The sequence below is a fragment of the Kitasatospora sp. NBC_01287 genome, assembly GCF_026340565.1.
Classification (GTDB): domain Bacteria; phylum Actinomycetota; class Actinomycetes; order Streptomycetales; family Streptomycetaceae; genus Kitasatospora.
The window spans coordinates 1,222,969-1,247,433 of record NZ_JAPEPB010000001.1 but is presented as its reverse complement, the minus strand read 5'-3'; the positions used below and the strand labels follow the sequence as shown (position 1 = coordinate 1,247,433).

Here is a 24,465-nt window from a genome sequence, read left to right as displayed (position 1 = left end):
CCCGCCGCGCTTGCGGATCATGGCAGAATGACGGCAATGCAGTAAGCAGTGACGTTCAGCGCACTCCGGGGTCGGTGAAAATCCGAACCGGCGGTTACAGTCCGCGACCCGTCCGCAGCCAGCGGCCGGTTGACCAGGTGAAATTCCTGGACCGACGGTTAAAGTCCGGATGGGAGGCGTGCGCGACGGGTTGGACAGCGGTGCCGTGGTTCCCCTTGGCGGGAGCCGCGTTCGAGCGGTGTCGGCGGATGGCCGTCCTCCTGCAGGGGGCGCGCGGTCCGAGGGCTCCGCGCGGCTCCGCCGTTCCGGTAGGCCCGTTGGTCAGCTTCCCATGTCATGCCGCCCCGGAGTCCGCGCCTCTAGCGCGAGGAGAACCCGGGTGTTCACCGGCATCATCGAAGAGCTCGGCGAGGTCGTCTCCATCGAGGAGTTCGGCGACTCCTCGCGGATCCGCCTGCGCGGTCCGGTGGTCTGTTCCGACGCCCGGCACGGCGCCTCCATCGCGGTCAACGGCGTCTGCCTGACCGTGGTCGACACCCCTGAGGAACTCGCGCTGGGCGCCGGTGAGTTCAGCGCTGACGTGATGGCCGAGACACTCAACAGGTCCAGCCTCGGCGCGCTCGGGCCCGGCTCCCGGGTCAACCTGGAGCGCGCGATGGCGCTCGGCGCCCGGCTCGGCGGACACCTGGTGCAGGGGCACGTCGACGCCACCGCCACCCTGCTGGGCCGCGCCCCGGGCGAGTTGGACGAGGACGGGCTGCCGCGCTGGGAGGTGCTGCGCTTCTCGCTGCCGCCGAGCATCGCGCGCTACCTGGTCGACAAGGGCTCGATCACCGTGGACGGCATCAGCCTCACCGTGGTCGAGGCGGCCGCCGACACCTTCACCGTCAGCCTGATCCCCGCCACCCTCGCGCTCACCACGCTGGGCGCCAAGGCGGTGGGCGAGCCGGTCAACCTGGAGGTCGACGTGCTCGCCAAGTACGTGGAGCGGTTGCTGGGCGCGGGTGTCGTCCCGGGCGGCGCCGCGCTCTCCCCTCTCGGCACGGCCCCCGTGGACCCCAAGGACGCCTCGTGAACTGGCTCAACGGCATCGCCTTCTCGATATTCGGCCAGCACGTGCTCTGGACCGACATGATCGGCAACCTGCTGGGCCTGGGCGCGCTGGCGCTCGGCTGGCGGCGCTCGATCTGGAGCTGGCCGGCCCAACTCCTCTCCGGCGTGGTGCTCTTCGGGGCCTTCGCGTCCGGCCACCTGTCCGGCCTGGCGGGCAAGCAGGTGATCGTGGTGGTCACCGCGCTCTGGGGCTGGTTCCAGTGGCAGCGCGGGCGCCGCGACACCGGTGAGATCCAGGTGCGGTTCGCCAGTTGGACCGAGCGCGCGCTGCTGGTCGCCGGCACGGCGGTGGCCACCGTGGGCCTGGCGCTGCTCTTCACCCACTACTCCTGGATGTCCTGGAGCCCGTGGTCGGACGCCTACATCTTCACCGGCACGCTGGCCGCGATGGTCGCCCAGGCGCGCGGTTGGGTGGAGTTCTGGATCGCCTGGATCGCCGTCGACGTGGTCGGCGTCCCGCTCGCCTTCAACAACGGCTACGCCTTCTCCGGCCTGACCTACAGCATCTACTTCGTGCTGGTGCTGCTCGGCCTGCGCGCCTGGTGGCTGCGCGGCCGCACGCCCCGTACCGCCTCCGCCTCGACCCTGCAGGGAGCCACGGCATGAGCATCACCGCTACCGACCGCAGCACCGCCCCGGTGTCCGCCCTGTCCACCGGCACCACTGGCACCACCGGAACCGCCGGGGCCGTCGCCGCCGCCGACCTGACGCTCGACCCGGTCGAGCGCGCCATCGCCGACATCGCGGCCGGCCGCGCGGTGGTCGTGGTGGACGACGAGAACCGCGAGAACGAGGGCGACCTGATCTTCGCGGCGAGCGCCGCCACGCCCGAACTGCTCGCCTTCACCATCCGCTACACCTCCGGCGTGATCTGCGTGCCGGTCACCCACGCCGACGCCGACCGGCTCGACCTGCCGCCGATGACCCGGGTGAACGAGGACCGCAAGGGCACCGCCTACACCGTCTCGGTCGACGCCCGCGAGGTGGAGTCGACCGGCATCTCGGCAGCCGACCGCGCGCTGACCGTGCGGCTGCTGGGTGAACCGGCCAGTACCGCACGCGACTTCACTCGTCCGGGTCATGTCTTCCCGCTGCGCGCCGTGGACGGCGGGGTGCTGGTCCGCCCGGGCCACACCGAGGCCGGGGTGGACCTGGCCCGCCTGGCGGGGCTGCCGCCGGCCGCCGCGATCTGCGAGGTGGTCAACGACGACGGCACCATGGCCCGGCTGCCCGAGCTGGTCGCCTTCGCCCGGCAGCACGGCCTGGCGATCATCTCGATCGAGGACCTGATCGCCTACCGCCGCCGCACCGAGCTGCACGCCGAGCGGATCGCGGTCACCAAGCTGCCCACCGTGCACGGTGAGTTCACCGCCGTCGGCTACCGCGGCACGATCGACGGTACCGAGCACGTCGCGCTGGTGGCCGGCGGCCTGGACGAGCACGGGCGGCTGCCGGACGGCGAGGACGTGCTGGTCCGGGTCCACTCCGAGTGCCTGACCGGCGACGTCTTCGGCTCGCTGCGCTGCGACTGCGGCCCCCAGCTGCAGGCCTCGCTGGAGCGGGTGGCCGAGGCGGGGCGTGGCGTGGTGCTCTACCTTCGCGGCCACGAGGGGCGCGGCATCGGCCTGGGCCACAAGCTGCGCGCCTACCAGCTGCAGGAGCAGGGCCGCGACACCGTGGACGCCAACCTGGAGCTGGGCCTGCCCGCCGACGCCCGCGACTACAGCGGCGCCGCGCAGATCCTCACCGACCTCGGGGTGCGCTCGCTGAGCCTGCTCACCAACAACCCCGAGAAGCTCGCCGCGCTCACCGAGCACGGCCTCAAGGTCACCGGCCGCGAGCCGATCCCGGTGCAGGCGGGCGAGCACAACCTGGCCTACCTGCTGACCAAGCGCGACCGGATGGGCCACGACCTGCCGTGGCTCGTCGGCTGACCGGCCCTGCCCTTTCCGATGCCCTTTCCGATCCCCCTTCCGATCCCTTCCGACCACAGCAACCCAACCGTGAGGACATGAACGTGAGCGGCCACGGAGCCCCCGAGCTGACCGTCGAGAACGCCCAGGACCTGCGGGTCGCGGTGATCGCCGCCCAGTGGCACACCCAGGTGATGGACGGGCTGCTGGACGGCGCCCGGCGCGCCCTGAAGGAGCTCGGCGTCGCCGAGCCCACCGTCATCCGGGTGCCGGGCACCTTCGAGCTGCCGGTCGCCGCCAAGCGCCTGGCCGAGCGCGGCTACGACGCGGTGGTCGCCCTCGGCGTGGTGATCCGCGGTGGCACCCCGCACTTCGACTACGTCTGCGAGGCGGCCACCCTCGGCCTCACCCAGGTCAGCGTCGACACCGGGGTGCCGGTCGGCTTCGGCGTGCTGACCTGCGACAACGAGGAGCAGGCGATCGACCGCGCCGGGCTGCCGGGCTCGGCCGAGGACAAGGGCCACGAGGCGGTCACCGCCGCGGTGGCCACCGCCGCCACGCTGCGCGCGCTGGGCTGAGCCCGCCCGCCCCGGGGAGCGTCCCAGATCGGTGTCCACCGTCCGGGACGCTTCCCACGCCTCCCGCGATTGCCCGTATGGTGAGTGCCATCATGGCTTCCAAGACATTCGAGGCGCTCTTCACCGAGCTCCAGCAGAAGGCCGCCACCGGCGACCCCGCGTCCTCCCGCACCGCCCAGCTCGTGCAGCAGGGCGTCCATGCCATCGGCAAGAAGGTGGTCGAGGAAGCGGCCGAGGTCTGGATGGCCGCCGAGTTCCAGACCAAGGAGCAGACCGCCGAGGAGATCTCACAGCTCCTCTACCACCTTCAGGTGATGATGGTCGCCCGCGGGCTGACGCTCGACGACGTCTACGCCTACCTCTGAGCCGCACCGCCACCTCCGAGCCGCACCCCGAGTCCCGTACTCCGCTCCCCTCCCACCGCACCGCTCCCACAGCGAAGGATCTTCCTCTCATGCTGCGCATCGCCCTCCCCAACAAGGGTTCGCTCTCGGGTCCCGCGGCGGAGATGCTCCATGAGGCCGGGTACCGCCAGCGCAAGGACCCCAAGGAACTGGTCCTGGTCGACCCGGAGAACCAGGTCGAGTTCTTCTTCCTGCGCCCGCGCGACATCGCGGTCTACGTCGGCTCCGGCCGGCTGGACGTCGGCATCACAGGGCGTGACCTGCTGCTGGACTCCGCGGCCGGTGCGGAGGAGGTGCTCGCGCTCGGCTTCAGCGGCTCGACCTTCCGGTTCGCCGGCCCGGTCGGCTCGCCCAAGGACGTGCACGGCCTGCAGGGCCTGCGGATCGCCACCTCCTACACCGGCCTGGTCGAGCAGCACCTGGCCGAGCACGGCGTCAGCGCGACCGTGACCAAGCTGGACGGCGCGGTGGAGACCGCGGTGCAGCTGGGCGTGGCCGACGTGATCGCCGATGTGGTGGAGACCGGCACCAGCCTGCGCAACGCGGGCCTGGAGGTCTTCGGTGAGCCGATCCTGGTCTCGGACGCCGTGGTGATCCGGCCCAAGGGCGCGGGCGAGGACGCTCGGGTCGAGCAGTTCATGCGCCGGTTGCAGGGCGTGCTGGTGGCCCGCCGCTACGTGCTGATGGACTACGACATCCGGGCCGAGAAGGTCTCCGAGGCGGTCGCCCTGACCCCGGGCCTGGAGTCGCCCACCGTCTCCCCGCTGCACACCGAGGGCTGGGTCGCGGTCCGTTCGATGGTGCTCCGCAAGGAGGCCCAGCGGATCATGGACGACCTGTGGAACATCGGCGCCCGCGGCGTCCTGGTGACCAACATCCACGCCTGCCGCCTCTGACCTGCCGCCTCTGACCTGCGGCTTCTGACCCGCCGCCGCTGACCTGCCGTCGGTGGCTGGCCCTCACCGGCCGGTCGCCGCACCCGCAGGCCGCTCCACCCGCCGTCCGCGTCACCCAGGAGTACCACCGCCGTGCCTGCCACCGACCTGCCCGCCCTGCCGCTCACCTGGGCGCCGCGCCGCAACCGCCTGGTGCTGCTGCCGGCCAGCGCGGTGCTGGTGGTGCTCTTCGTCGGCATGGCGGTGCTGCTCCCGGCCAGCTGGCAGCTGAACGACCGGATCCTGCTCACCATGCTGGGCCTGGTCTTCGCCGGGGTCGGCGTGATGCTGGCCAGGCCCAAGGTGCTCGCGGACGCGGACGGGGTGACCGTGGTCAACTTCGTGCGCACCCGGCGGCTGCAGTGGGCCGAGATCGTCCGGGTGAACCTCCGCCAGGGCGACCCCTGGGTGACCCTGGACCTGGCCGACGGGACGGCGCTGGCCGCCCTCGGCATCCAGCCCGGCAGCGGGCGCGAGCAGGCGGTGCTCGCCGCCCGCGGCCTGCGCGACCTGGCCGAGGCCCGCGGCGCGGCGGGCGAGCCGGCCGCCGCCTGAGGCCTGCGGCCTGACGCCTGCGGTCCGGGCCGCGACCCCGGGGACGCCATGGTCCAAGGGCCGCTCGGGCTGCGCGAGAAGTCGAACAGGTATCGGCTAACCTGGTAAAGCCGGGGCAAAGCCCGCCCGCCGGCAGGCCCGCGACCTGAGGAGTGACTCTCCCCCTCGATGGACGATCCGTCCGGTAGTACCCCCGCCGCCACTCTCCCCGAGCCACGAGAGCGAGCGGCGCTGTGACCACCGCCTGGCTGCTCCTGCTGGCGGCCTTCCTGCTGATCCTCGCGAACGGCGTCTTCGTCGCCGCCGAGTTCTCCTTCGTGACCGTGGACCGCGGCGCGGTGGATCGGGCCGCGGCGGCCGGTGACCGGCGGGCGGCAGGTCTGCGCACCGCGCTGCGCCGCCTCTCCTTCGAACTCTCCGGCGCCCAGCTCGGCATCACCATCACCTCGCTGGTGGTCGGCATGCTCGCCGAGCCGGCCCTCTCCGTGCTGCTCGCCCCGGTGCTGACCGCGGTGGGCGTGCCGACCGGGGCCGCCACCGGGCTGGCCGTGGTGATCGGCATGCTGGCCGCCACCGTGCTGCAGATGGTGATCGGTGAGCTGGTCCCGAAGAACTGGGCGATCGCCCGCCCGCTCCAGGTGGCCCGCGCCGTGGCCGCCCCCCAGCGCGTCTTCTCCGCCGTCTGCCGGCCGCTGATCGCGGCGCTCAACGGCTGTGCCAACCGCCTGGTGCGGGCCTTCGGCCTGGAGCCCGCCGATGAGCTGGAGCACGCCCGCACCCCCGGTGAACTCGCCTTCCTGGCCCAGCACTCGGCCAGGGCGGGCGCGATAGAGCAGGATGCCGCGCTGCTCTTCGTGCGCACCCTGGGCCTGGCGGACCTGACCGCCCAGAGCGTGATGACGCCCCGGGTGGACGTCGCCGCGCTGCAGCAGGACGCCACCGCCGCCGACGTCGTCAACCTGACCCGGGCCACCGGCTTCTCCCGCTTCCCCGTCTACCGGGACAGCCTGGACGAGGTCACCGGCACCATCACCCTCAAGGAGGCGCTCACCGTGCCGCCCGAGCGCCGCGCCGAGGTGCGGATCGCCGAACTGGCCGAAGCCCCGCTGCTGGTGCCCGAGACGCTGCCGGCCGAGCGGCTGCTCGAACAGCTGCGCCGCCGCCAGCCGATGGCCATCGTGATCGACGAGTACGGCGGCACGGCCGGCGTGGTCACCCTGGAGGACATCGTCGAGGAGATCGTCGGCGAGGTGCGCGACGAGCACGACCCGGGCTCCACGCCCGAGCTGCTCGCCGTCCCGCCGGTGGCCGGCCGCCCGGCCTGGCTGGCGGACGGCAGGGCCCGCCTCGACCAGCTGGCCGAGATCGGGCTGAACGCCCCGCACGGGCCGTACGAGACGCTGGCCGGGCTGCTGGCCGACCTGCTCGGCAAGATCCCGGACCAGGGCGACCTGGTCACGCTGCCCGGCTGGGAGCTGACCGTGCAGGCCGTGGACCGCCACCGCACCACCCGGGTGCGCCTGGTGCGGGTGCCGCAGCCGGGGGAGGAGTGGCGGTGATCTTCCTCCAACTCTTCGCCGCGGTACTGCTGCTGCTCGGCAACGCCTACTTCGTCGGCGCCGAGTTCGCCGTGATCTCGGTGCGCCGCAGCCAGGTCGAGCCGCTCGCCGAGGCCGGCGACCGGCGGGCCCGGCAGGTGCTCGGCGCGCTCTCGAACGTCTCGGCGCTGCTGGCCGCCGCCCAACTGGGCATCACGGTCTGCTCGCTGCTGCTCGGCGCGCTCGCCGAGCCGACCATCTCCCACCTGCTGGAGGGCCCGTTCGAGGCGATGGGCCTGCCGGCGGGGCTGGTCCACCCGATCGCCTACGCGCTGGCGCTCGCCCTGGTGGTCTTCCTGCACATGGTGATCGGCGAGATGGTGCCCAAGAACGTCGCGCTCGCCTCGCCGGAGCGGGCCGCGCTCGTGCTCGGTCCGCCGCTGGCCCGGCTGGCCCGCGTGCTGGCCCCGGCGATCCGCTTCCTGAACGCCTTCGCCAACCGGGTGCTGCGGCTCTTCAAGGTCGAGCCGAAGGACGAGGTGGAGTCGGTCTACACCGCCGAGCAGCTGCTCTGGATCCTGGCCGAGTCGCGGGCCGCGGGCCTGCTGGCGGCCGACGACCAGGAGCGGCTGGAGGATGCCCTGGAGCTGGGCCGCCGCCCGGTGCGCGAGGTGCTGCTCCCCTTCGAGCAGCTGGTCACCGTCGAGCCAGGGGTGACGGCCCGGGAGCTGGAGCGGCGGGCGCTGTCGACCGGCTTCTCCCGGTTCCCGGTGGTCGACGCGGAGCGGGAGATCCTGGGGTACCTGCACCTCAAGGACATCCTGGAGATGGACGACCAGGACACCCCGGTCCCGGTCCGCCTCTGGCGCCCGGTCACGGTGGTGGGCGAGCTGCTCCCGCTGGACGACGCGCTCACCGCGATGCGCCGGGCGGCCGCCCACCTCGCGGTGGTGACGGGCGCGGACGGGCGGGTCCTGGGGCTGGTCACCCTGGAGGACGTGCTGGAGGAGCTGGTCGGCGAGATGCACGACCCGGACCACCGGCACGCCGCCGCCTGACAGCTCGACCACCTGACAGCTCGACCACCGACCGCTCGACCACCTGACAGCTCGACCACCGACCGCTCGACCACCCGGCCGCCGCCGGGCCCGGCACGGGCGTCCGGCGGCCGGTTCGGCTCCGGCGGCCGGCTCAGCTCCGGCCGTCGATCAGCTCGCCGTAGGCCTGCACCAGGTCCGGCAGCCGCAGGGTGGCCAGGTCCTCGCGGGTCGGCAGCTCGCGCGAGAGCGAGAGCCGCAGGTCGCGGTAGGCGCAGGACTTCTCGTAGAGGGTGCGGATGAAGCGTCCGTTGCCCAGTTCGTCTATCCAGCCCTCGCCGACCACGTGGGCGCAGATGCTGGCCAGCTCGTCCGCCGCGTCCTCGTCCCAGCCGTCGCCGTCCCTGGCGGCCAGCGCGCTGCCGATCGCGGTCAGTTCGGCGGGCCGGTAGCTGGGGAAGTCCACCCGGGTGGTGAAGCGGGAGTTCAGGCCGGGGTTGGCGGCCAGCAGCCGGTTCATCCCCTCGGGGTAGCCGGCCAGGATCACCACCAGTCGGTCCCGGTTGTCCTCGGCCCGCTTGAGCAGCACCTGCAGCGCCTCGTCGCCGTAGGCATCGCCCTTGCTGTAGCCGGAGTTGGCCAGGCTGTAGGCCTCGTCGATGAAGAGCACGCCGTCCAGCGCCGAGTCGATCAGGTCGTTCGCCTTGACCGCCGTCTGTCCGAGGAACTCGCCCACCAGGTCCGCCCGCTGGGCCTCCACCAGGTGGTCGCCGGAGAGCAGGCCGAGCGCGTGGAAGACCTGGCCCAGGATCCGTGCGACGGTGGTCTTCCCGGTGCCGGAGGGGCCCGAGAAGACGAAGTGCCGCTTGGGCGGCTGCACCGGCAGGCCCTGCTCGGCGCGCAGCCCTGCCATCCGCAGCTGCGCCGAGAGCGCCCGGACCTGACGCTTCACCGGCTCCAGGCCGACCATCTGCTCCAGTGCCGCCAGCGCCTCGTCCAGCCGCTGCTGACCGCCCGCCTCGGGGCCGGTCCCGGGCAGGCCGGCGCGCGGTGCGGTGGCGGCGCGCGCTCCCGGCGCGGGCTGCGGCTGCGAGGTGCTCCCGGGGCCCGGTCCGGCGGCGGCCTCGACTGCTTCGGCGGCCTCGCCGGCCTCCTCGGGCGCCGCTTCGGCGGGTGCCTCAGGACCGCCGGGGCCGCCCTCGCCGGAGCGCTCGGCCAGCGGGGAGCGCCCCACCACCTGCAGCGGCCCGCCGTCCGGCTGCTCCGGGTAGCCGGCCTCCTCGGCAGCGCCCGCCGGTTCCGCGAAGCCCGTCTCCTCCTCGAAGGCCGCCTCCTCGAAGCTGGCCTCCTCGAAGCCGGTCCCCTCGAAACCGCCCTGCTCGAAGCCCGCCTCCCCGAACACCGCCGTCTCCAGCACCCCGCCGACCCCGCCGAGCAGGTCCAGCGCCGCGCTGTCCGCGCCGGGCCCCTCGGCGCCGAGCCCGTCGCCGGCGCCGAAGACGGGCAGCTCCTCCAGCAGCCCGAGCCCGTCCTCGGCGGCGATCGCGGCCAGCCGGGCGGCGGTGTCCATGAAGGCGGGGTCGGCGCGGTGCACCGCGCGGTAGAGCGGCAGCGCGGCCGCGCTGCGTCCGGCGCCCTCGTAGGCCCTGGCCAACCAGTAGCGCAGCTCCTTGCGCTGCGGCTGCTCGGAGCGGCAGCGGGCCAGCGAGGCGGCCAGCGGGGTCTGGGCCTGGGCGCACATGTCCAGGCGCACCCGGGCCATCCCGCCGAAGAGTCCGGCCTCGATGCCGAGCAGCGGGTCGTCGAGTAACTGGTCGGTGTCCCGGATCAGCTGCTCCCAGTCCTTGAGCAGGTAGGAGCGGCAGGCCCGCAGGAAGCGCACCGAGGGGTCCTGTTCGGCGGGCGGGCACTGGGCCATGGCGCGGTCCAGCTCGGTCAGGTGCCGACCGTCCAGCCAGTGCGAGGCGTGCGCCAGCGCCAGGTCGCGTTCGTCCTCCAGCACCGGCTGCACCCACCAGCCGAGCCAGTACCACGAGCTGAGCGGCCGGGCGTGGCGGCGGCGCTGCTCGCCGAAACGTTTCTTGTGGCGGTGCATCGAGAGCAGCGCGCCGGAGGTGTCGCAGCGCAGCGCGTGCAGGCCGAGCCAGGCGTCCGCCATCCCCGGGTCGAGCCGGACGGCGGTGCGGAACTCCTCCTCGGCGCGGGCGTAGGCGCCGGCCGTGTAGGCGTCCATCGCCCGCAGCCAGGCGCGGTCGGCCGGACCGTGCGGTCGGCCGCTGCTGCCGGAGTTGTCAACCATGGTCACTCACGCCCCCCGTGGTGTGCACCGAGGCCCGGTCAATGGCGGGACAGCGCCGTGCACCCGGGACGCTTCTGCGCCTGTGCGGAATCGTACCCGTGCGGCGCTGATCCGTAAGGGTGTCGCGCAGGTCCAAATCATTGGTGTGCGTTGACCGTTGGCGTACTGACGGTTCACCGCACGGACCTGGTCGGACGATGCCCCGGGCGGCCCGCGGGGAAACGGCCGTGGGGCGGGGCGCGGTGGGTCGCGGGGGCGGTGGGCCGCGCGGATGGGTGCGGGTGGGCGCGGGTGGGCGCGGAAAAAAGAACGGCACCTCCGGCTCACGGGGGAACGAGCCGGAGGTGCCGCGTCTAGTTGCGGGCTCAACTAAATCCCGCTGAGGGAGAACTTAGTTCAAATCCGTACTCCCGGTCAAGCGACCGCTTAGTCAGCTGGTCAGGCCGCTGGTTGGTGTGTGTGACATCTCTCGTTCATCTGGATGACATGTTCTGGCGCCGGCCCGGTCGGCCCGGTCGGCCCGGTCGGCCCGGTCGGACCAGCCGAGCCAGCCGAGCCAGCCGGGTCAGCCAGGGTCGGCCGGCAGCAGCTCGCCGCTCCGCCCGTCCACCCGCAGCCCGGCGAACGGTCGGCTGGGGTCGGCGGCGAAATGGGCCGCCTCGGCCGCCGTCCAGCGCTCCCAGAAGGCGGCCAGTTCCGGCCCGTCCCGCCGCAGGCCGCGGGCCCTGGCGTCGGCGGCCGGCAGCTCCATCCAGATCAGCTCGGCGAGCGCGGGCCGCACCGCCCGCCGCCCGGCACCGACGCCCTCCAGCAGCACCACCGGTGCGGGCGGCACCACCCGCGGTTGCGCGAACCGCTCGGCGACCCAGTCGTAGGCCTCGAAGCGGGCGCTCTCGCCGAGCGCCAGCGGTCGCAGCACCTGCGCGCGCAGTCGCTCGGTCCAGCCGAAGAAGGCCTGCTGGGTGGCCAGGTCGTCCAGGTGCACCACCGGCGCGCCGTCCAGCCGCGCGGCGAGCAGGCCCGCGAAGGTGGTCTTGCCGCTGCCCGCGTGCCCGTCCACCGCGACCAGCCGCACCCCGCCGCAGGACGGCGGCAGGGCGCGCAGCCGCCGCGCCAGCTCGGCGAGCGTGCGCGGACGGGGGATCGGCACCGGGTGATTCACTGGCGTCACTGTACGGCCCCTGACCTGGTCTTCGGCTCGAAGCGACGGAGCCGGGACGGATCGGCCGGCGGTCGTGACGCGGGGCCCGGGATCAGGCATACTCGCTTCGCCAGACATGTGAACGCCCGTTCACCGCGACCCGGTCGCGGACGTCCACCAGCTCCCCCCACCGCGCCTACCGGACACCCCCGGGGCCCGACCGAGGAGGCGACCACCCTCATGAACGCCGCACCCCCCAAGCCCGTGGAACGCCGACTCCCCAGCGACGAGGCCCGCGAGCTGCTCGCCCTCACCCGCGAGCTGGTCCACCGCGAGCTGCTGCCCCGGGCCGCCGAGGACGAGGCGGCCGGCCGCTTCCCGCGCGAGGTCTTCCGGACCCTGGGCGAGGCCGGCCTGCTGTCGCTGCCCTACCCCGAGGCCGTGGGTGGCGGCGACCAGCCCTACGAGGTCTACCTGCAGGTGCTGGAGGAGCTGGCGGCCGGCTGGCTGGCGATCGGGCTCGGCACCAGCGTGCACACCCTCTCCTGCCACGCGCTCGCCACCTTCGGCAGCCCCGAGCAGCGCGAGCGCTGGCTGCCCGGCATGCTCGGCGGCGAGCAGCTCGGCGCATACTGCCTCTCCGAGCCGCAGTCCGGCTCCGACGCCGCGGCGCTGCGCACCAGGGCCGACCGCGAGGGCGCGGAGTACGTGCTGCGCGGTACCAAGGCGTGGATCACCCACGGCGGGCGGGCCGACTTCTACAGCTCGATCGTGCGCACCGGCGAGGACGGTCCGCGCGGCATAAGCTGCCTGCTCGTCCCGGGTGACGCCGAGCACCTGTCGGCCGCGCCGCCGGAGCACAAGATGGGCATGAACAGCTCGCCCACCGCGCAGCTGCACTTCGACGGTGTGCGGGTGGCCGCCGACCGGCTGGTCGGCGAGGAGGGCCAGGGCTTCCAGATCGCGCTGGCCGCGCTGGACTCGGGCCGACTGGGCATCGCGGCGTGCGCGATCGGCCTGGCCCAGGCCGCGCTGGACCAGGCGGTGGAGTACGCGGGCACCCGGCAGCAGTTCGGCCGTCCGATCGCCGACTTCCAGGGCCTGTCCTTCATGCTGGCCGACATGGCCACCCAGATCGAGGCCGGCCGCGCGCTCTACCTGGCCGCCGCCTGCCGCCGCGACGAGGGCCTCGCCTTCTCGAAGCAGGCCGCGATGGCCAAGCTCTTCTGCACCGACACCGCGATGCGGGTGACCACCGACGCCGTCCAGGTGCTCGGCGGATACGGCTACACCCAGGACTTCCCGGCCGAGCGCTTCATGCGCGAGGCCAAGGTGCTGCAGATCGTCGAGGGCACCAACCAGATCCAGCGCCTGGTGATCGGCCGTCACCTGACCCGGGGCTGAACGGAGCAGGCCTGCCCGGGTGCTGACGGTGCGCAGGACCTGGCGCACCGTCAGCACCCGGGCGGGCGGGCGCCGGTTCAGCCCCGGACCAGGCCCCGCTGCGCGGGCACCCGCTCGGCGAGCAGCAGCGGCACCGAGCCGGGGCCGCCCACGTGCGAGAAGGGCTGGGTGCGCCAGTCGAGTTCGGCGGGCAGCGTCAGCAGCGCGTCCAGCGGGTGGAGCGCCGGGCCGTCCGCCGCGTCGGACTCCCGGTCGTTGGCCGGGCCGGAATCCGTGGCGAACTCCTCCAGGTCCTCGGTCGGCAGGCCGGAGCCCGGGCAGAGGGCGGGCGAGAACGGGTGCCAGGCCGTGCGGAGCACCGCGTGCTGCGGCAGCAGCTCCTCGTCGCCGACCAGGGCGATCGGGCGGTGGCACTCCGGGCAGTGCACCCGGAAGATCTCCCAGGTCTCGGCGTCGCCGGGATCGGCGCCGGGGGCGAAGTCGGCGCCGGCGGCGGTGAGATCCTCGCCCTCCGGGTCGTCGTGCGAGGTCAGGGTGCGCTGGGCGCCGAAGGCGCGCTGCTCAGTTGCAGGCATGTGATCCCCCTTGGATCGGGCCGGGCCGACTCGGCCCGGGCCACCAGCAGCCTTTCCCAACTCCGCAAGCTCATAACCCTGCAGGTCGGCGCACGGTGATGCACTCGCGATGTGGCCTTCGCCACATTCCGCCGGCACATGCCACCCGCCGCCTCCGGCGCCCGCTCCCGGTGCGGACCGTGAGCCGGGCGCCGCTCAGCGTGTGCGGCACCCGCCCGGGTCTCGGGTAGGTTTACGCCTTGTGGAGGATCTCGACCAGCGCATTGTCCAGCTGCTCGTCCAGGACGGGCGGATGAGCTACACCGACCTCGGCAAGGCCACCGGCCTGTCCACCTCGGCCGTCCACCAGCGGGTCCGCCGCCTGGAGCAGCGCGGGGTGATCCGCGGCTACTCGGCGATCATCGACCCCGACGCCGTCGACCTGGCACTGACCGCGTTCATCTCGGTCAAGCCCTTCGACCCCAGCGCCCCGGACGACGTGCCCGACCGGCTCGCCCCGCTGCCCGAGATCGAGGCCTGCCACAGCGTGGCGGGGGACGAGAACTACATCCTCAAGGTCCGGGTCGGCGCACCGGGCGACCTGGAGGACCTGCTGGCCAGGATCCGCACCGCGGCCGGCGTCTCCACCCGCACCACCGTGGTCCTCTCCACGCCGTACGAGGCACGCCCGCCCAGGCTCTGAGTCCGGGCCCCGAGTCCGAGCCCGAGTCCGGGCCCCGAGCCCGAGTCCGGGCTCCGGGCCCAGCGCCCGGGCGCCGAGGGGGCAGCGTCCAGCAGGTGGACGGACCGGGTGCAGACTGTTCCCCATGACCGAACGCACCTCCCGCACCGTGCTGCTGCGCGGCGGCACCGTCTACAGCCCGGCCGACCCCTTCGCCACCGCGATGCTGATCGAGGGCGAGCAGATCGCCTGGGTCGGCAGCGAGGGCGCCGCCGACGCGTACGCGAGCGTCGCGGAGGAGATCGTCGACCTGGCCGGTGCGCTGGTCACCCCCGCCTTCGTGGACGCCCACGTGCACGCAACCTCCACCGGCCTGGCCCTCACCGGCCTGGACCTGAGCGACTGCGCCTCACTCACCGAGGCCCTGGCCCGGATCGCCGGGCACGCCCGCGCGCACCAGGGCGTGCTGATCGGCCACGGCTGGGACGAGACCCGCTGGCCCGAGGGCCGCCCGCCGACCCTGGCGGAGCTGGACGCCGCCGCCGAGGGGGCGCCGCTCTACCTCTCGCGCACCGACGTGCACTCCGCCCTGGCCACCAGCGCGCTGCGCGAGCGCACCCCCGACCTGGCCGGGCAGCCGGGCCACCACCCCACGGGACCGCTCACCCGCGCCGCGCACCACGCCGTGCGCCGCGCCGCGCTGGCCGAGCTGACGGATGATCAGCGCCGCGCCGCCCAACTGGCCACCCTGCAGCGCGCCGCCGCCCTCGGCATCGCCGCGCTGCACGAGTGCGCCGGCCCCGAGATCTCCTCCGAGCAGGATCTCGGCGCCCTGCTCGCGCTGGCCGCCGAGCACCCGGGGCCCGAGGTCTACGGGTACTGGGGCGAGCTGAGCGAGCGCGGCGGCGTCGAGCGGGCCCGGCGGCTCGGCGCGGTCGGCGCGGGCGGCGACCTCTTCGCGGACGGCGCGTTCGGCTCCCGCACCGCCTGCCTGCACGAGGCGTACCGCGACCTGCCCGCGGACGGCCAGGACCGGAACGGCACCGCCTACCTGACGGCCGCCCAGATCGCCGACCACGTCGCCGCCTGCACCGAGGCGGGCCTGCAGGCCGGCTTCCACGCGATCGGCGACGCCGCCGTCGCCGCCGTGCTGGCGGGCGTGCGCGCGGCCGCCGACCGGGTCGGCCTGGCCCGGGTGAAGGCGCTGCGGCACCGGGTCGAGCACGCCGAGGCGCTGGACGAGGAGGCGATCGACGCCTTCTCCGAGCTGGGCCTGACCGCCTCCGTGCAGCCCGCCTTCGACGCCACCTGGGGCGGGCCCGAGGGCATGTACGCGCAGCGCCTGGGCACCGAGCGGGCGGCCGCGCTCAACCCGTTCGCCGCGCTGCTGCGGGCCGGCGTCCCGCTGGCGCTGGGCTCGGACGCGCCGGTCACCCCGCTGGACCCCTGGGGCACGGTGCGGGCCGCCGCCTTCCACCAGAACCCCGAGCACCGGATCTCGGTGCGCGCAGCCTTCGCCGCGCACACCCGCGGCGGCTGGCGGGCGATCGGCCGCGACCAGGAGGGCGTGCTGGTCCCCGGCGCCCCGGCCAGCTACGCGCTCTGGCGCACCGGCGAGCTGGTGGTGCAGGCCCCCGACTCGCGGGTGGCGGGCTGGTCCACCGACCCGCGCTCGGGCACCCCGGGGCTGCCCGACCTGACCCCGGGCACCGAGCTGCCGACCTGCCTGCGCACGGTGGTCCGCGGCCGGACCGTCTACCAGCGCGAACTCGCTGGCTGACCTGCGGATTCTCACCCGCCCGCGACTTCCGGTGGGTGGTCGGCGGCAGGTACCGTCGACCTTTACCGCGAATACCGCGAAGGTATCCCGACCCCGGCCGCGGTCCCTCGACCCGGCCGGATCCAGCCAGAGAGATGGTGCGCAGGTGGCTTTGCCCGTCGACGCGGATTCGCCCGCCCCGGATTCGCCCGGCCGCGAGGCGTCCGGCCCGGAGGTGTCCGGCCAGGTCGGGTCCGGCCGTGAGGCGTCCGGCCGTGAGGCGTCCGACCCGGAGGTGTCCGGCCCGGAGGCGTCCGACCGCGAGGTCCCCGACCGCGAAGCGCCACAGGCCGCGCGGCCGGGCCGCTTCGCCCGGCGGCGGGCCAAGGTGCGGGCCGGCTGGCGCCGCGCCGCGCTGGCCGCGGCGGCCGGGCTGGCACTGGCCGCCGCCTTCCCGCCCTACGGCCTGTGGCCGCTGTCGATCCTCGCGGTGGCCGCGCTCTCGCTGCTCACCCGTGGCCGCACCTTCCGCCAGGGCGCCTGGACCGGCTTCGCCTTCGGGTTCCCCTTCTTCCTCTGGCTGCTGGCCTGGATCCGGGTGGTCGGCTCGGACGCCTGGGTCGGCCTGTCGGCCGCCGAGGCCGCCTTCCTCGCGGCCCTGGGCGGCGCGCTGGCGCTCACCTCGCGGCTGCGTTGCTGGCCGCTCTGGGCGGCCTGCCTCTGGGTGACCGAGGAGTGGGCCCGCGACCGGCTGCCGTTCGGCGGCTTCCCGTGGGGGCGGCTGGCCTTCGCCAACACCTCCAGCCCGTTCACGCCGCTGGCCGCGCTCGGCGGCGCGGTGCTGGTCACCTTCGCCGTCGCGCTGACCGCCACCCTGCTCGCCTACCTCGCGCTGCCGCCGCTGCGCCGCCTGCGGGACCGCCGGGCCCCGGCGGGTGCGGGGGCCGTCGGGGGCGAGGCGGCCGACCGGGCCGGACGGGTGCCCGCCGCTCCCGCGCCGCGCCGGGTGCTGCTGCCCGCCGGGGCCGGCGCCTGCGCCGCGCTGATCGTGATCAGCGGCTTCGCCGTCCCGGTGCCCACCGCGGGCCAGAGCGCGGACGGCCCGGCCAGCGCCCAGGTCGCGGTGGTCCAGGGCAACGTCCCGCACCCCGGCATGGACTTCCTCGGCCGCCCGATGCAGGTGCTGGACAACCACGCCAACGAGACCGAGAAGCTGGCCGGCGAGGTGGCGTCCGGCCAGGTGCCCAAGCCGCAGCTGGTGATCTGGCCGGAGAACTCCTCCGACGAGGACCCCTACGGCGACCCGCTCACCTACGAGACGATCACCGAGGCGGTCCGCTCGATCGGCGTGCCCACCCTGGTCGGCGCGCTGGTCGACGGCCCCGACCCGCAGCACGTGCAGAACGAGGGCATCGTCTGGGACCCGATCAGCGGCCCCGGCGCCCACTACACCAAGCAGCACCCGGTCCCGTTCGGCGAGTACGTGCCGTTCCGCTCGGTGCTGATGAAGGTGATCACCCGGCTGCAGCGGGTCGCCCACGACTTCTACCCGGGCAAGGGCACCGGCGTGATGCAGCTCGGCCCCGCCCGGATCGGCGACGTGATCTGCTTCGAGGTCGCCTACGACGAGATCGTCCGGGACACCGTCAACGACGGCGGCCGGGTGATCGTGGTGCAGACCAACAACGCCACCTACGCCAAGACCGGCCAGCCCGACCAGCAGCTCGCGATGTCCCAACTGCGCGCGGTCGAGCACGGCAGGGCCGTGCTGATCGCCGCGACCAGCGGGATCAGTGCGATCATCCGCCCGGACGGCAGCATCGAGAGCCGCACCGCCGAGCTCACCCCGGCCACGCTCAGCGCCGACGTGCCGCTGCGCGACAGCAGGACCCTGGCCGACCGGGTCGGCGCCGCGCCGGAGTGGGCACTGGCCGTGATCGGCCTGCTGGCCTGCGGCGCGGCGGTGCTGATCGAGCGCCGTCGGCGCGGTACGGGCGGCGGCAGCGGGACGGAGATCGGAACACCGGCGGACGCCGAACCGTTGTCCGTTTCGTGACACAGCATGCGAACCCCACCCCCAGGGCCGGCCGCCCCAACCGGCTGCGCCGCTTCGTCCCGCTGCTGCTGGCCCTCTGGCTGGTGCTGGAGATCTGGCTGCTGATCAAGGTCGCTTCGGTGACCGGCTGGCTGCTGGTGCTGCTCCTGCTGCTGCTGGGTCTGATGGCGGGGTTCCGGCTGATCAAGAAGGCCGGGCTGGACGCGCTGCGCGCCGCCACGGCCGGCACCCCGTTCGAGCGGGAGGTGGCCGAGCCGAAGGGGCGGCGGCCGGGTGGCGGCAACGCCGGCCTCACCGCGCTGGCCGGGCTGCTGCTGGTGCTGCCGGGCTTCCTCTCCGACCTGATCGGTCTGACCATGCTCGTCCCGCCGACCCGGGAGCTGTGGCGGGCGGTGGGCCGCCGGCTGGCCCGCCGCGCCGCGCGCACGGCGCCGGTCGGCGATCCCCTGGCCGACGCGCTGCGGCTGCAGGAGCAACTGCGGATCCACCGGCCCGACGGCAAGGTGGTCCAGGGCGAGGTGGTCGACCCGGTCGACGACCGGGTGGGCGAGCACCGGCCGCAGGACGATGAGCCGCGCCCGCCGCTGGGCCGCTGACGCCACGCCTGCTGAAGCGCGCACACGCCGATAGCGCGGCGGGGCCCCGATCCAGTGGATCGGGGCCCCGCCGCGCTATCGGTACTTCGGTGCTGTCGGTACTTCGGGTTCAGGCGCTCTTGCGGGTGTCCCGCGGGTGCACCGCGAGGTTCATCCCACCGGAACGGAGCACGGCCAGCCGCTCGGCCAGCACCTCCTCCAGCTCCTCACGCGTCCGGCGCTCCATCAGCATGTCCCAATGGGTCCGGGTCGGCTTGGTCTTCTTCTCCTCAGGCTCGTCACCGTCGAGCAGGACGGCCTCGGTGCCGCAGAAGCGGCACTCCCACACCGAGGGAATCTCCGCCTCGACGGAGAAGGGCACCTCGAACCGGTGTCCGTTCTGACATGCGTACTCGACGGTCTGGCGCGGAGCCAGGTCAATGCCACGGTCGGTCTCGTAGCTAGTGGCGCCGAGTCGCGTGCCTCGGAGAGCTCGCTCGCTCATGAATCGTGCCTCCAGGGCTTATGGCCCACAGGACTAGTTGGGTCGCTGTCTTCGTCGTTCGGTCAACGCTCGGCTTCCGACGAAGATTCCCGTCCGGGGACATGCGTCGTCTGTCGTGTCGCCCCTGTTTGTACCCATCTCCGTCCGATTTGTCACATCTGGACAGTGATATCACCCTGGGTGTCACGAATTTCGCGTCCTGTGACCGAATCGCTTTACTGGCGTGCCGGAGCGTACTGGGGGTTACGCCGAATTGGCCATTCGGCGGGTTCCGCCGGGCCGAACCGGTGAGCCGGCCGGCCCGGCGGAACCGGTCAGCGGGGCTTGCCCAGCTCCACCCGGGTCGCGCCCGCCGGGGGCTGCTGCTCGGCGGCGCCGGGTGCCTGGGGCGGGTGTGCGGGCAGCGGCGGGGCGGCGGCCTCGATCCGGGTGTCGCGGTGCGGCAGCAGGGCGATCACCGCGTCGCGCAGCCGGGCGGGGGCCTCCTCGTCCAGCGGGTCGATGGTGGCGGGCACCTGGAGCCTGGTCGGCGGCTGGGCACCGACCCGGGCGTAGCCGCGCCCCGGCGGGGTCTGCGCGGCCGGGACGACGTCCAGTGGGACGCCGAGCGCGCGGTGCAGGTCCTGCGGGTGGTGGCCGCCGAGCACCACCCGGGCCCGGGCGGCGGAGCGCAGCGCGGGCGAGAGCCGGTCCATGGCCTCGATCGACTCCGCCACCACCACGGTGACCCGGGCCGCCCGGCCGTGGCGCAGCGGCAGCTCCAGCAGGTCCTGCGGGTCGGGGCGGCCCTCGGCCTGGGCCAGCTCGCTCAGCTCGGTGGGGTGGTCGAGCAGCAGCCAGAGCGGGCGGGTGGCATCGGTCGGTGCCGGCTCGCCCCGGTAGCGGGCGGCGTTCAGCGCGGCGAGCCGCCGCTCGGTCTCCTGGGCCGCCCACTCCAGCGCGGCCAGCGCGCCGTGCAGGCTGGTCTCCACCGTGTGCACGCCCGGCCGGTTGACCAGGCAGGCGTGCTCGCCGGTGCCCGCGCCGTCGATGACCAGCAGGTCGCCGTGGACCAGCGCCTGCAGGCCGATGGTGCGCAGCAGGGTGGAGGTGCCGGAGCCGGCGGTGCCCAGCGCCAGCAGGTGCGGCTCGGCCGAGCGCGGGCCGGTGCGCCAGATCACCGGCGGCTGGTGGCCGGGGCCGCCCTCCTGGGCGACCGGGATCATCCGCTGGGTGGCCTGGGAGTCGGTGAAGCCGAGCACGATCTCCCCCGGGGTGGTCACCCAGGTCTGCGCGGGCACGTCCTGCGGCAGCGGGGCCAGCGCGGTGACGTGCAGGCGGTTGCACTCCTGGTCCCAGTCGAAGCGGTACTCCCGGGCCCGGCCCGCCTTGCCCTGCACCACCTGCTCGATCCGGGCGCGGGCGGCGGGCTCGGTGTCGGTGAAGTAGGCGGGGTAGCCGATCTCCAGTGCGGCCAGCCGCCCCTGTGCGTCGAAGGACCAGTCGGCGAAGGCGTCCTGGTAGGCGCCGTCCGGGCGGTAGAGCGGGCAGGCGTCCTCGGGGGCCGCGAGGTAGGGCGTGAGGGCCGCGTAGAGGGCGGGCAGCTTGACGTCGGCCGGGGCGGGCTCGGGGGCGGTCGCCGCCTTGGGCTCGCGCCCCTTCCAGGCGGCGCTGGCCACCAGGGTGACCACGGCGAGGAGCGGGCCGTGCGGCAGCAGCAGCACGCCGACGCTGGCGGCGAGGGCGAGCAGCAGGGTCGGGCCGCGGCGCTCCCTGGGCGTGGCCTGCCAGCGGGCCCTGGCCCAGCCGGCGTGCCGGCGCAGGCCCCGCGCGATCAGGGTGAGCGGCGCGAACATGTCGGCGGCGTGGTCGCCGGCGGTGCGGGCGAGGTCGCGGCCGCGGGTCAGGTGGCGGTTGAGGGACATGGTCCTGGACTCCCCGGGCGGATCGGACGGGCACGGATCAAGGCGGGCTCGGAGCAAGGCGGGCTCGGAGCAAGGCGGGCTCGGCGGTGGGACGCCGGGTGTGGCGGGTGTGGGAGGTGCGGGAGGGTGCGGGAGGTGCGGCGGGGCCGGTACGGGTGGCGGCCCGGGGCGGTGGGACCGCGCCCGGGCCGCCGGTCCCGGGGCGCGGCTCAGAACTTGATGCCGCCCAGCAGGTTGGCCAGGCTCGCGCCGCCGGCCTGGATGCTCGGGGCGATCGCGGTGCCCGCCAGGTAGAAGCCGAAGAGCGCGCAGACCAAGGCGTGCGAGACCTTGAGCCCGTCCCGCCGGAAGAAGAGGAACGCGATGGTGCCGAACAGGACGATGCCGGAGATGGACAGGATCACGGGGGCTGCTCCTCGGTGAGGCGGGACAGGGTGCCACTGCCGGGGGATGGCAGCGACGGGGTGGTCCGCGAGGCCATACAGGGGACAGTGTCACGGAGAGTGCCTTAATCCTGACAAAAAGTAATAGATGACGGAACGGGGCAAATGGGTGGTTTTCGACCGAAGCCGCAGGCCGGAGGTGGGAACGAAGGTTCGGTCGGCCTTCTGGCACGGGCGCGGCGCGCGGTTTTCCCGGACTTCTGCGGCGCGCCGCCCGCGACCGGAACCGGCTCGGGACGACGCGCCGAATTCGCTCGAACGGCGCCGGTGACCACCGGGCCGGTGCGTCGTGTCCGCCGCCGGTGGCGGGCGGCGGCTCGCCCGGTCGCGGTCGGGTGGCCGGATCCTGGACGGCCGCTGGCCCGGTTGATCACGGACGGCTACCGTTCCGGTGGCTGTACCCCGACCTGTTCGCCCCGACTCGAAAGGGCCCGTGATGGCCGACTCCTCCGAATCCCTTCCGCCCACCGCCGAGGAGCCCGACGAGGCCGAGCTGATCGAGCTGGCCGGCCGGATCTTCGACGCCGCGCGGGCCGGCGACGCCGAGTCGCTTCGCGGCTTCCTGGCGGCCGGGGCGCCGGCGAACCTCGCCAACGACCGCGGCGACACCCTGCTGATGCTGGCCGCCTACCACGGCCAGGCCGAGGCGGTGCGGGTGCTGCTGGCCGGCGGCGCGGATCCGAACCAGGCCAACGACCGGGGTCAGACCCCGCTGGCCGGCACCGTCTTCAAGGGCGCCGACGAGGCGCTGGACGCCCTGCTGGCGGGCGGCGCCGACCCGCACGCCGGTGCGCCCTCGGCCTTCGAGACGGCTCAGATGTTCGGCAAGGACGAATTGCTGGCCCGGTTCGGCGGGCGTTGAGACCACCGTTCGGTCCAAGAGGGAGAATCATCGGATGATCGGGTGGGTCGTATCCTGGCGCGCATGGAACTTCGCATCACCGGATACGACCACCCCGACGCCGAGAAGCTGACCGCAGCGGTGCAGCAGGAGTACGTCCGCCGCTACGGCGACATGGATCTCACCGAGATGCGGGCCGAGCACTTCGTCGACCCGCAGGGCATCTTCGTGGTCGGTTATCTGGACGGCGCGCCGGTGGCCTGCGGCGGCTGGCGGGTCAAGGACGGCGGCCACCCCCATCTGCGGGACGGCGACGCCGAACTCAAGCGGATGTTCGTGGTTCCCGCCGCCCGCGGCCGCGGCCTGTCCCGCACCCTGCTGCGCCACCTGGAGGAGCTGGCCGGCCGGGCCGGGCGGCGGCGCCTGGTGCTGGAGACCGGCACCGAGCAGCCGGAGGCGGTGGCGCTGTACGAGTCGGAGGGCTACCTCCCGATCACCAAGTTCGGCATCTACCGGGACGCCCCCGAGTGCATCTGCCTGGGCAAGGAGCTGTCCGCCGCCTGAACTCCGGGCCCCGGCTCCCGGAAATTCGGCGCGCGGTGCCGCCGATCGGCCGGTTACTTGACTGATGCCGGTGAATTATCCGTACTCCGGTCGTGGGGTCGTGCCACCGGGTGGCGGATAAACCGCGAATGGGACGGTTGGGCTGGGTTAGCGTCGTCCCCGTTGCGTCTTCGAGTGCTCCCGGGAAACCGGGAGTGCTCGTCCCTGCCCAACCGCTATTTCCCGGGAGAAACCGTGCACGACAATTGCCAGCCGGAAAGCAGTGCGGCCGCCGCCGACGGAGTCCAGCTCGCCGTGAACGCGCTCGCCGAATTCCCCGTCCGGGGTGGGGCCGGAAACATGGTGGGCCGCATCGCCGCGGTCGCCGAGCTGTGCCGGGCGGTGGACAAGGCGATGGACGCCCTGGTGGTCAGGGTCGCGGCCGAGGCCGCCGAGGAGGGCTGGACCACCGGCCGGATGCGCGAGGCCAACGCCGGCTACCACCAGCGCCTGCAGCAGGCGCTGGCCGGCCCGCACCGAGTGACCTCAGCCGGGGCGCAGCGGTGAGCGGGGCCCGGATGACCACCGGTCGCAACGCCCACGTCCTGCGCTGCCCCACCCGCTGGGCCGATGTCGACCAGAACGGGCACATCAACAACGCCCGGCTGGTCGGCTACATCCAGGAGGGAATCTACGACCTCTTTCACCACCACGCGCGGGCGGTGCGGGATTCGCTCTTTCCGGCCGGATTCCTGATCGCGCGGCACGAGATCGATTATCTGGAACAGCTGCACCACCAGCCCGACCCGCTGCTGGTCCGGCTGACGGTGGAACGGCTCGGCCGCAGTTCCGCACACGTGCGGGTGGACGTCTGCCGTGACCCGTTCACCTACATGACGGCCCGCACCGTGGTGGTGGCCCGGGACCGGGCCACCGGGCGGTCACGCAAGCTCAGCTCCTCGGAGCGGCGCTTCCTCTCCGACTACCTGACGGTCACACCGTCGGTGATGGCGGACAGCAAGCCGCTCTCGGCCCGCCCGGTGGTCCACCAGGGGGCGCCCGGACGCGGCCCGAGCGCCCCGTCCCGCAGCAAGGTTCCGCTGCCCAGCCGACTGCCGGCCCGGGTGCTCTGCCGGGTCTGACCGGCGGGCGCGCGATGCGGCCGGACCGGGAGCCTCCCGGTGCGGCCGCACCGCGCGATGCGGCCGGACGGGGAGGCTCAGTCGAGCACGGCCTGCGCGTCGATCTCGACCAGCATCACCTCGTGCGGCAGTTCGACGAAGACGGTGGTGCGGCAGGGCTTGACCGCCCCGGCGGGCAGGTTCTCGGTCAGGAAGTCGGCGTACACCTCGTTCATCGCCGCGAAGTGGCCGCGCTCGGTCAGGTAGACGCGGAACATCACCACGTCCGCCACGCTCGCGCCGCCCGCGGTCAGCACCGCCTTGACGTTCTCCAGGGTCCGCCGGGTCTGCGCCCGCACGTCGCCCTCGTACAGGTAGGCGCCGGTCGCCGGGTCCTGCGGGCCCTGGCCGGAGACCTGCAGGATCGGGCCCTTGCGCACGCCCTGGGAGAACACCCAGGCCGGGGCCGGGGCGCCGGTGGTGCGGATCTCGGTCTTCTCGCCGAGTGGCTGGGTCTTCTCGCTCATGGTGCTCGTCTTCCTGTTCGGTGCTGTGCGGCTGTGCG

25 protein-coding genes and 1 riboswitch are annotated in these 24,465 nt (G+C 73.8%); of the genes, 18 read left to right on the top strand and 7 right to left on the bottom strand.

Annotation, left to right across the window (positions count from 1 at the left end):
• Nucleotides 1–57 precede the first annotated feature (57 nt).
• Nucleotides 58–185: riboswitch (FMN riboswitch) on the top strand.
• Nucleotides 186–379: 194 nt separating this feature from the next.
• The 9 genes from OG455_RS05075 (at nt 380) to OG455_RS05035 (ending at nt 8,094) form a co-directional block, all read left to right on the top strand.
• Nucleotides 380–1,075, top strand: a complete 696-nt coding sequence (locus tag OG455_RS05075; protein ID WP_266290640.1) for a riboflavin synthase — start codon at nt 380–382, stop codon at nt 1,073–1,075.
• Nucleotides 1,072–1,719 carry a nicotinamide mononucleotide transporter family protein gene (locus OG455_RS05070; protein WP_266290638.1) on the top strand — a complete coding sequence of 216 codons (648 nt, stop codon included), beginning with the start codon at nt 1,072–1,074 and terminating at the stop codon, nt 1,717–1,719. The genes OG455_RS05075 and OG455_RS05070 overlap by 4 nt, the downstream gene beginning before the upstream one ends.
• Nucleotides 1,716–3,047 (top strand): bifunctional 3,4-dihydroxy-2-butanone-4-phosphate synthase/GTP cyclohydrolase II, encoded by a 1,332-nt coding sequence (locus OG455_RS05065; RefSeq protein WP_266290636.1) that lies wholly within the window; start codon nt 1,716–1,718, stop codon nt 3,045–3,047. Before OG455_RS05070 ends, OG455_RS05065 begins: the two co-directional genes overlap by 4 nt.
• Nucleotides 3,048–3,130: 83 nt before the next feature.
• Entirely contained in the window at nt 3,131–3,604 is a 474-nt protein-coding gene (ribH, locus tag OG455_RS05060) for a 6,7-dimethyl-8-ribityllumazine synthase (protein WP_266290634.1), read from the top strand.
• A gap of 92 nt (nt 3,605–3,696) precedes the next feature.
• The gene (locus OG455_RS05055) at nt 3,697–3,969 is read left to right on the top strand and encodes a phosphoribosyl-ATP diphosphatase (protein ID WP_266290632.1); all 273 of its coding nucleotides are present in this window, start codon (nt 3,697–3,699) and stop codon (nt 3,967–3,969) included.
• An 89-nt stretch (nt 3,970–4,058) separates the two neighbouring features.
• Nucleotides 4,059–4,904: an ATP phosphoribosyltransferase gene (gene hisG / locus OG455_RS05050; RefSeq protein WP_266290630.1), complete on the top strand. Its 846-nt coding sequence runs from the start codon at nt 4,059–4,061 to the stop codon at nt 4,902–4,904.
• Between the two features lie 132 nt (nt 4,905–5,036).
• Nucleotides 5,037–5,498: a PH domain-containing protein gene (locus OG455_RS05045; RefSeq protein WP_266290628.1), complete on the top strand. Its 462-nt coding sequence runs from the start codon at nt 5,037–5,039 to the stop codon at nt 5,496–5,498.
• A gap of 233 nt (nt 5,499–5,731) precedes the next feature.
• On the top strand, nt 5,732–7,057 hold the full coding sequence (locus tag OG455_RS05040) for a hemolysin family protein (RefSeq protein ID WP_266290626.1): 1,326 nt from the start codon (nt 5,732–5,734) through the stop codon (nt 7,055–7,057).
• The gene (locus OG455_RS05035; protein WP_266290624.1) at nt 7,054–8,094 is read left to right on the top strand and encodes a hemolysin family protein; all 1,041 of its coding nucleotides are present in this window, start codon (nt 7,054–7,056) and stop codon (nt 8,092–8,094) included. Before OG455_RS05040 ends, OG455_RS05035 begins: the two co-directional genes overlap by 4 nt.
• 133 nt (nt 8,095–8,227) lie before the next feature.
• Here the strand turns inward: OG455_RS05035 and OG455_RS05030 are convergent, their stop codons facing one another.
• Together OG455_RS05030 and OG455_RS05025 are read right to left on the bottom strand one after the other, a co-directional pair.
• Nucleotides 8,228–10,372, bottom strand: a complete 2,145-nt coding sequence (locus tag OG455_RS05030) for an AAA family ATPase (protein WP_266290622.1) — start codon at nt 10,370–10,372, stop codon at nt 8,228–8,230.
• A gap of 565 nt (nt 10,373–10,937) precedes the next feature.
• Nucleotides 10,938–11,534 (bottom strand): uridine kinase, encoded by a 597-nt coding sequence (locus tag OG455_RS05025; protein WP_266290621.1) that lies wholly within the window; start codon nt 11,532–11,534, stop codon nt 10,938–10,940.
• Nucleotides 11,535–11,753: 219 nt separating this feature from the next.
• On the opposite strand from OG455_RS05025, the gene OG455_RS05020 reads away from it, so the two are divergent.
• Nucleotides 11,754–12,917: an acyl-CoA dehydrogenase family protein gene (locus tag OG455_RS05020; RefSeq protein ID WP_266290620.1), complete on the top strand. Its 1,164-nt coding sequence runs from the start codon at nt 11,754–11,756 to the stop codon at nt 12,915–12,917.
• Between the two features lie 77 nt (nt 12,918–12,994).
• Here OG455_RS05020 and OG455_RS05015 read toward each other — a convergent pair whose 3' ends face one another.
• Nucleotides 12,995–13,492 carry a hypothetical protein gene (locus OG455_RS05015; RefSeq protein WP_266290619.1) on the bottom strand — a complete coding sequence of 166 codons (498 nt, stop codon included), beginning with the start codon at nt 13,490–13,492 and terminating at the stop codon, nt 12,995–12,997.
• Nucleotides 13,493–13,733: 241 nt separating this feature from the next.
• Here OG455_RS05015 and OG455_RS05010 point away from each other — a divergent pair, with 241 nt between their 5' ends.
• From OG455_RS05010 to fxsA, 4 genes are all read left to right on the top strand, one after another.
• The gene (locus OG455_RS05010; protein WP_266290617.1) at nt 13,734–14,174 is read left to right on the top strand and encodes an Lrp/AsnC family transcriptional regulator; all 441 of its coding nucleotides are present in this window, start codon (nt 13,734–13,736) and stop codon (nt 14,172–14,174) included.
• A gap of 124 nt (nt 14,175–14,298) precedes the next feature.
• Entirely contained in the window at nt 14,299–15,933 is a 1,635-nt protein-coding gene (locus OG455_RS05005) for an amidohydrolase (protein ID WP_266290615.1), read from the top strand.
• 145 nt (nt 15,934–16,078) lie between these two features.
• A complete protein-coding gene (gene lnt, locus OG455_RS05000; protein WP_266290613.1) occupies nt 16,079–17,968 on the top strand; it encodes an apolipoprotein N-acyltransferase in 1,890 nt (629 codons plus the stop codon).
• Nucleotides 17,965–18,564 (top strand): FxsA family membrane protein, encoded by a 600-nt coding sequence (gene fxsA / locus OG455_RS04995; RefSeq protein WP_266290611.1) that lies wholly within the window; start codon nt 17,965–17,967, stop codon nt 18,562–18,564. The genes lnt and fxsA overlap by 4 nt, the downstream gene beginning before the upstream one ends.
• Nucleotides 18,565–18,673: 109 nt before the next feature.
• Here the strand turns inward: fxsA and OG455_RS04990 are convergent, their stop codons facing one another.
• From OG455_RS04990 to OG455_RS04980, 3 genes are all read right to left on the bottom strand, one after another.
• Nucleotides 18,674–19,048, bottom strand: coding sequence for an RNA polymerase-binding protein RbpA (locus tag OG455_RS04990; protein WP_101384134.1), 375 nt, complete (start codon nt 19,046–19,048; stop codon nt 18,674–18,676).
• A 314-nt stretch (nt 19,049–19,362) separates the two neighbouring features.
• Nucleotides 19,363–20,952 carry an FtsK/SpoIIIE domain-containing protein gene (locus OG455_RS04985; RefSeq protein ID WP_266290608.1) on the bottom strand — a complete coding sequence of 530 codons (1,590 nt, stop codon included), beginning with the start codon at nt 20,950–20,952 and terminating at the stop codon, nt 19,363–19,365.
• Between the two features lie 209 nt (nt 20,953–21,161).
• Nucleotides 21,162–21,356, bottom strand: coding sequence for a hypothetical protein (locus tag OG455_RS04980; protein WP_035840595.1), 195 nt, complete (start codon nt 21,354–21,356; stop codon nt 21,162–21,164).
• 475 nt (nt 21,357–21,831) lie between these two features.
• Between OG455_RS04980 and OG455_RS04975 the strand changes: the two genes are divergently transcribed.
• The 4 genes from OG455_RS04975 to OG455_RS04960 all read left to right on the top strand — a co-directional run bounded on the left by OG455_RS04975 (nt 21,832) and on the right by OG455_RS04960 (nt 23,921).
• Nucleotides 21,832–22,257 (top strand): ankyrin repeat domain-containing protein, encoded by a 426-nt coding sequence (locus tag OG455_RS04975; protein WP_266290603.1) that lies wholly within the window; start codon nt 21,832–21,834, stop codon nt 22,255–22,257.
• Nucleotides 22,258–22,320: 63 nt separating this feature from the next.
• Nucleotides 22,321–22,800, top strand: a complete 480-nt coding sequence (locus OG455_RS04970; protein ID WP_266290601.1) for a GNAT family N-acetyltransferase — start codon at nt 22,321–22,323, stop codon at nt 22,798–22,800.
• A 234-nt stretch (nt 22,801–23,034) separates the two neighbouring features.
• Nucleotides 23,035–23,346 carry a hypothetical protein gene (locus OG455_RS04965; protein ID WP_266290599.1) on the top strand — a complete coding sequence of 104 codons (312 nt, stop codon included), beginning with the start codon at nt 23,035–23,037 and terminating at the stop codon, nt 23,344–23,346.
• An 11-nt stretch (nt 23,347–23,357) separates the two neighbouring features.
• Nucleotides 23,358–23,921, top strand: coding sequence for a thioesterase family protein (locus OG455_RS04960; protein WP_266290597.1), 564 nt, complete (start codon nt 23,358–23,360; stop codon nt 23,919–23,921).
• Nucleotides 23,922–23,998: 77 nt separating this feature from the next.
• Here OG455_RS04960 and OG455_RS04955 read toward each other — a convergent pair whose 3' ends face one another.
• Nucleotides 23,999–24,427 carry a RidA family protein gene (locus OG455_RS04955; protein ID WP_266290595.1) on the bottom strand — a complete coding sequence of 143 codons (429 nt, stop codon included), beginning with the start codon at nt 24,425–24,427 and terminating at the stop codon, nt 23,999–24,001.
• Nucleotides 24,428–24,465 lie beyond the last annotated feature (38 nt).

What these genes read in the sequence shown, in the direction of transcription:
- OG455_RS04975 (WP_266290603.1), top strand. Translation starts at nt 21,832, where the DNA reads ATGGCCGACTCCTCCGAATCCCTTCCGCCCACCGCCGAGGAGCCCGAC.
- OG455_RS05030 (WP_266290622.1), bottom strand. Translation starts at nt 10,372, where the DNA reads ATGGTTGACAACTCCGGCAGCAGCGGCCGACCGCACGGTCCGGCCGAC.
- OG455_RS05065 (WP_266290636.1), top strand. Translation starts at nt 1,716, where the DNA reads ATGAGCATCACCGCTACCGACCGCAGCACCGCCCCGGTGTCCGCCCTG.
- OG455_RS04970 (WP_266290601.1), top strand. Translation starts at nt 22,321, where the DNA reads ATGGAACTTCGCATCACCGGATACGACCACCCCGACGCCGAGAAGCTG.
- OG455_RS05020 (WP_266290620.1), top strand. Translation starts at nt 11,754, where the DNA reads ATGAACGCCGCACCCCCCAAGCCCGTGGAACGCCGACTCCCCAGCGAC.
- OG455_RS05055 (WP_266290632.1), top strand. Translation starts at nt 3,697, where the DNA reads ATGGCTTCCAAGACATTCGAGGCGCTCTTCACCGAGCTCCAGCAGAAG.
- hisG (WP_266290630.1), top strand. Translation starts at nt 4,059, where the DNA reads ATGCTGCGCATCGCCCTCCCCAACAAGGGTTCGCTCTCGGGTCCCGCG.
- OG455_RS04990 (WP_101384134.1), bottom strand. Translation starts at nt 19,048, where the DNA reads ATGAGCGAGCGAGCTCTCCGAGGCACGCGACTCGGCGCCACTAGCTAC.
- OG455_RS05005 (WP_266290615.1), top strand. Translation starts at nt 14,299, where the DNA reads ATGACCGAACGCACCTCCCGCACCGTGCTGCTGCGCGGCGGCACCGTC.
- OG455_RS04960 (WP_266290597.1), top strand. Translation starts at nt 23,358, where the DNA reads ATGACCACCGGTCGCAACGCCCACGTCCTGCGCTGCCCCACCCGCTGG.
- OG455_RS04955 (WP_266290595.1), bottom strand. Translation starts at nt 24,427, where the DNA reads ATGAGCGAGAAGACCCAGCCACTCGGCGAGAAGACCGAGATCCGCACC.
- OG455_RS05015 (WP_266290619.1), bottom strand. Translation starts at nt 13,492, where the DNA reads ATGCCTGCAACTGAGCAGCGCGCCTTCGGCGCCCAGCGCACCCTGACC.
- OG455_RS04985 (WP_266290608.1), bottom strand. Translation starts at nt 20,952, where the DNA reads ATGTCCCTCAACCGCCACCTGACCCGCGGCCGCGACCTCGCCCGCACC.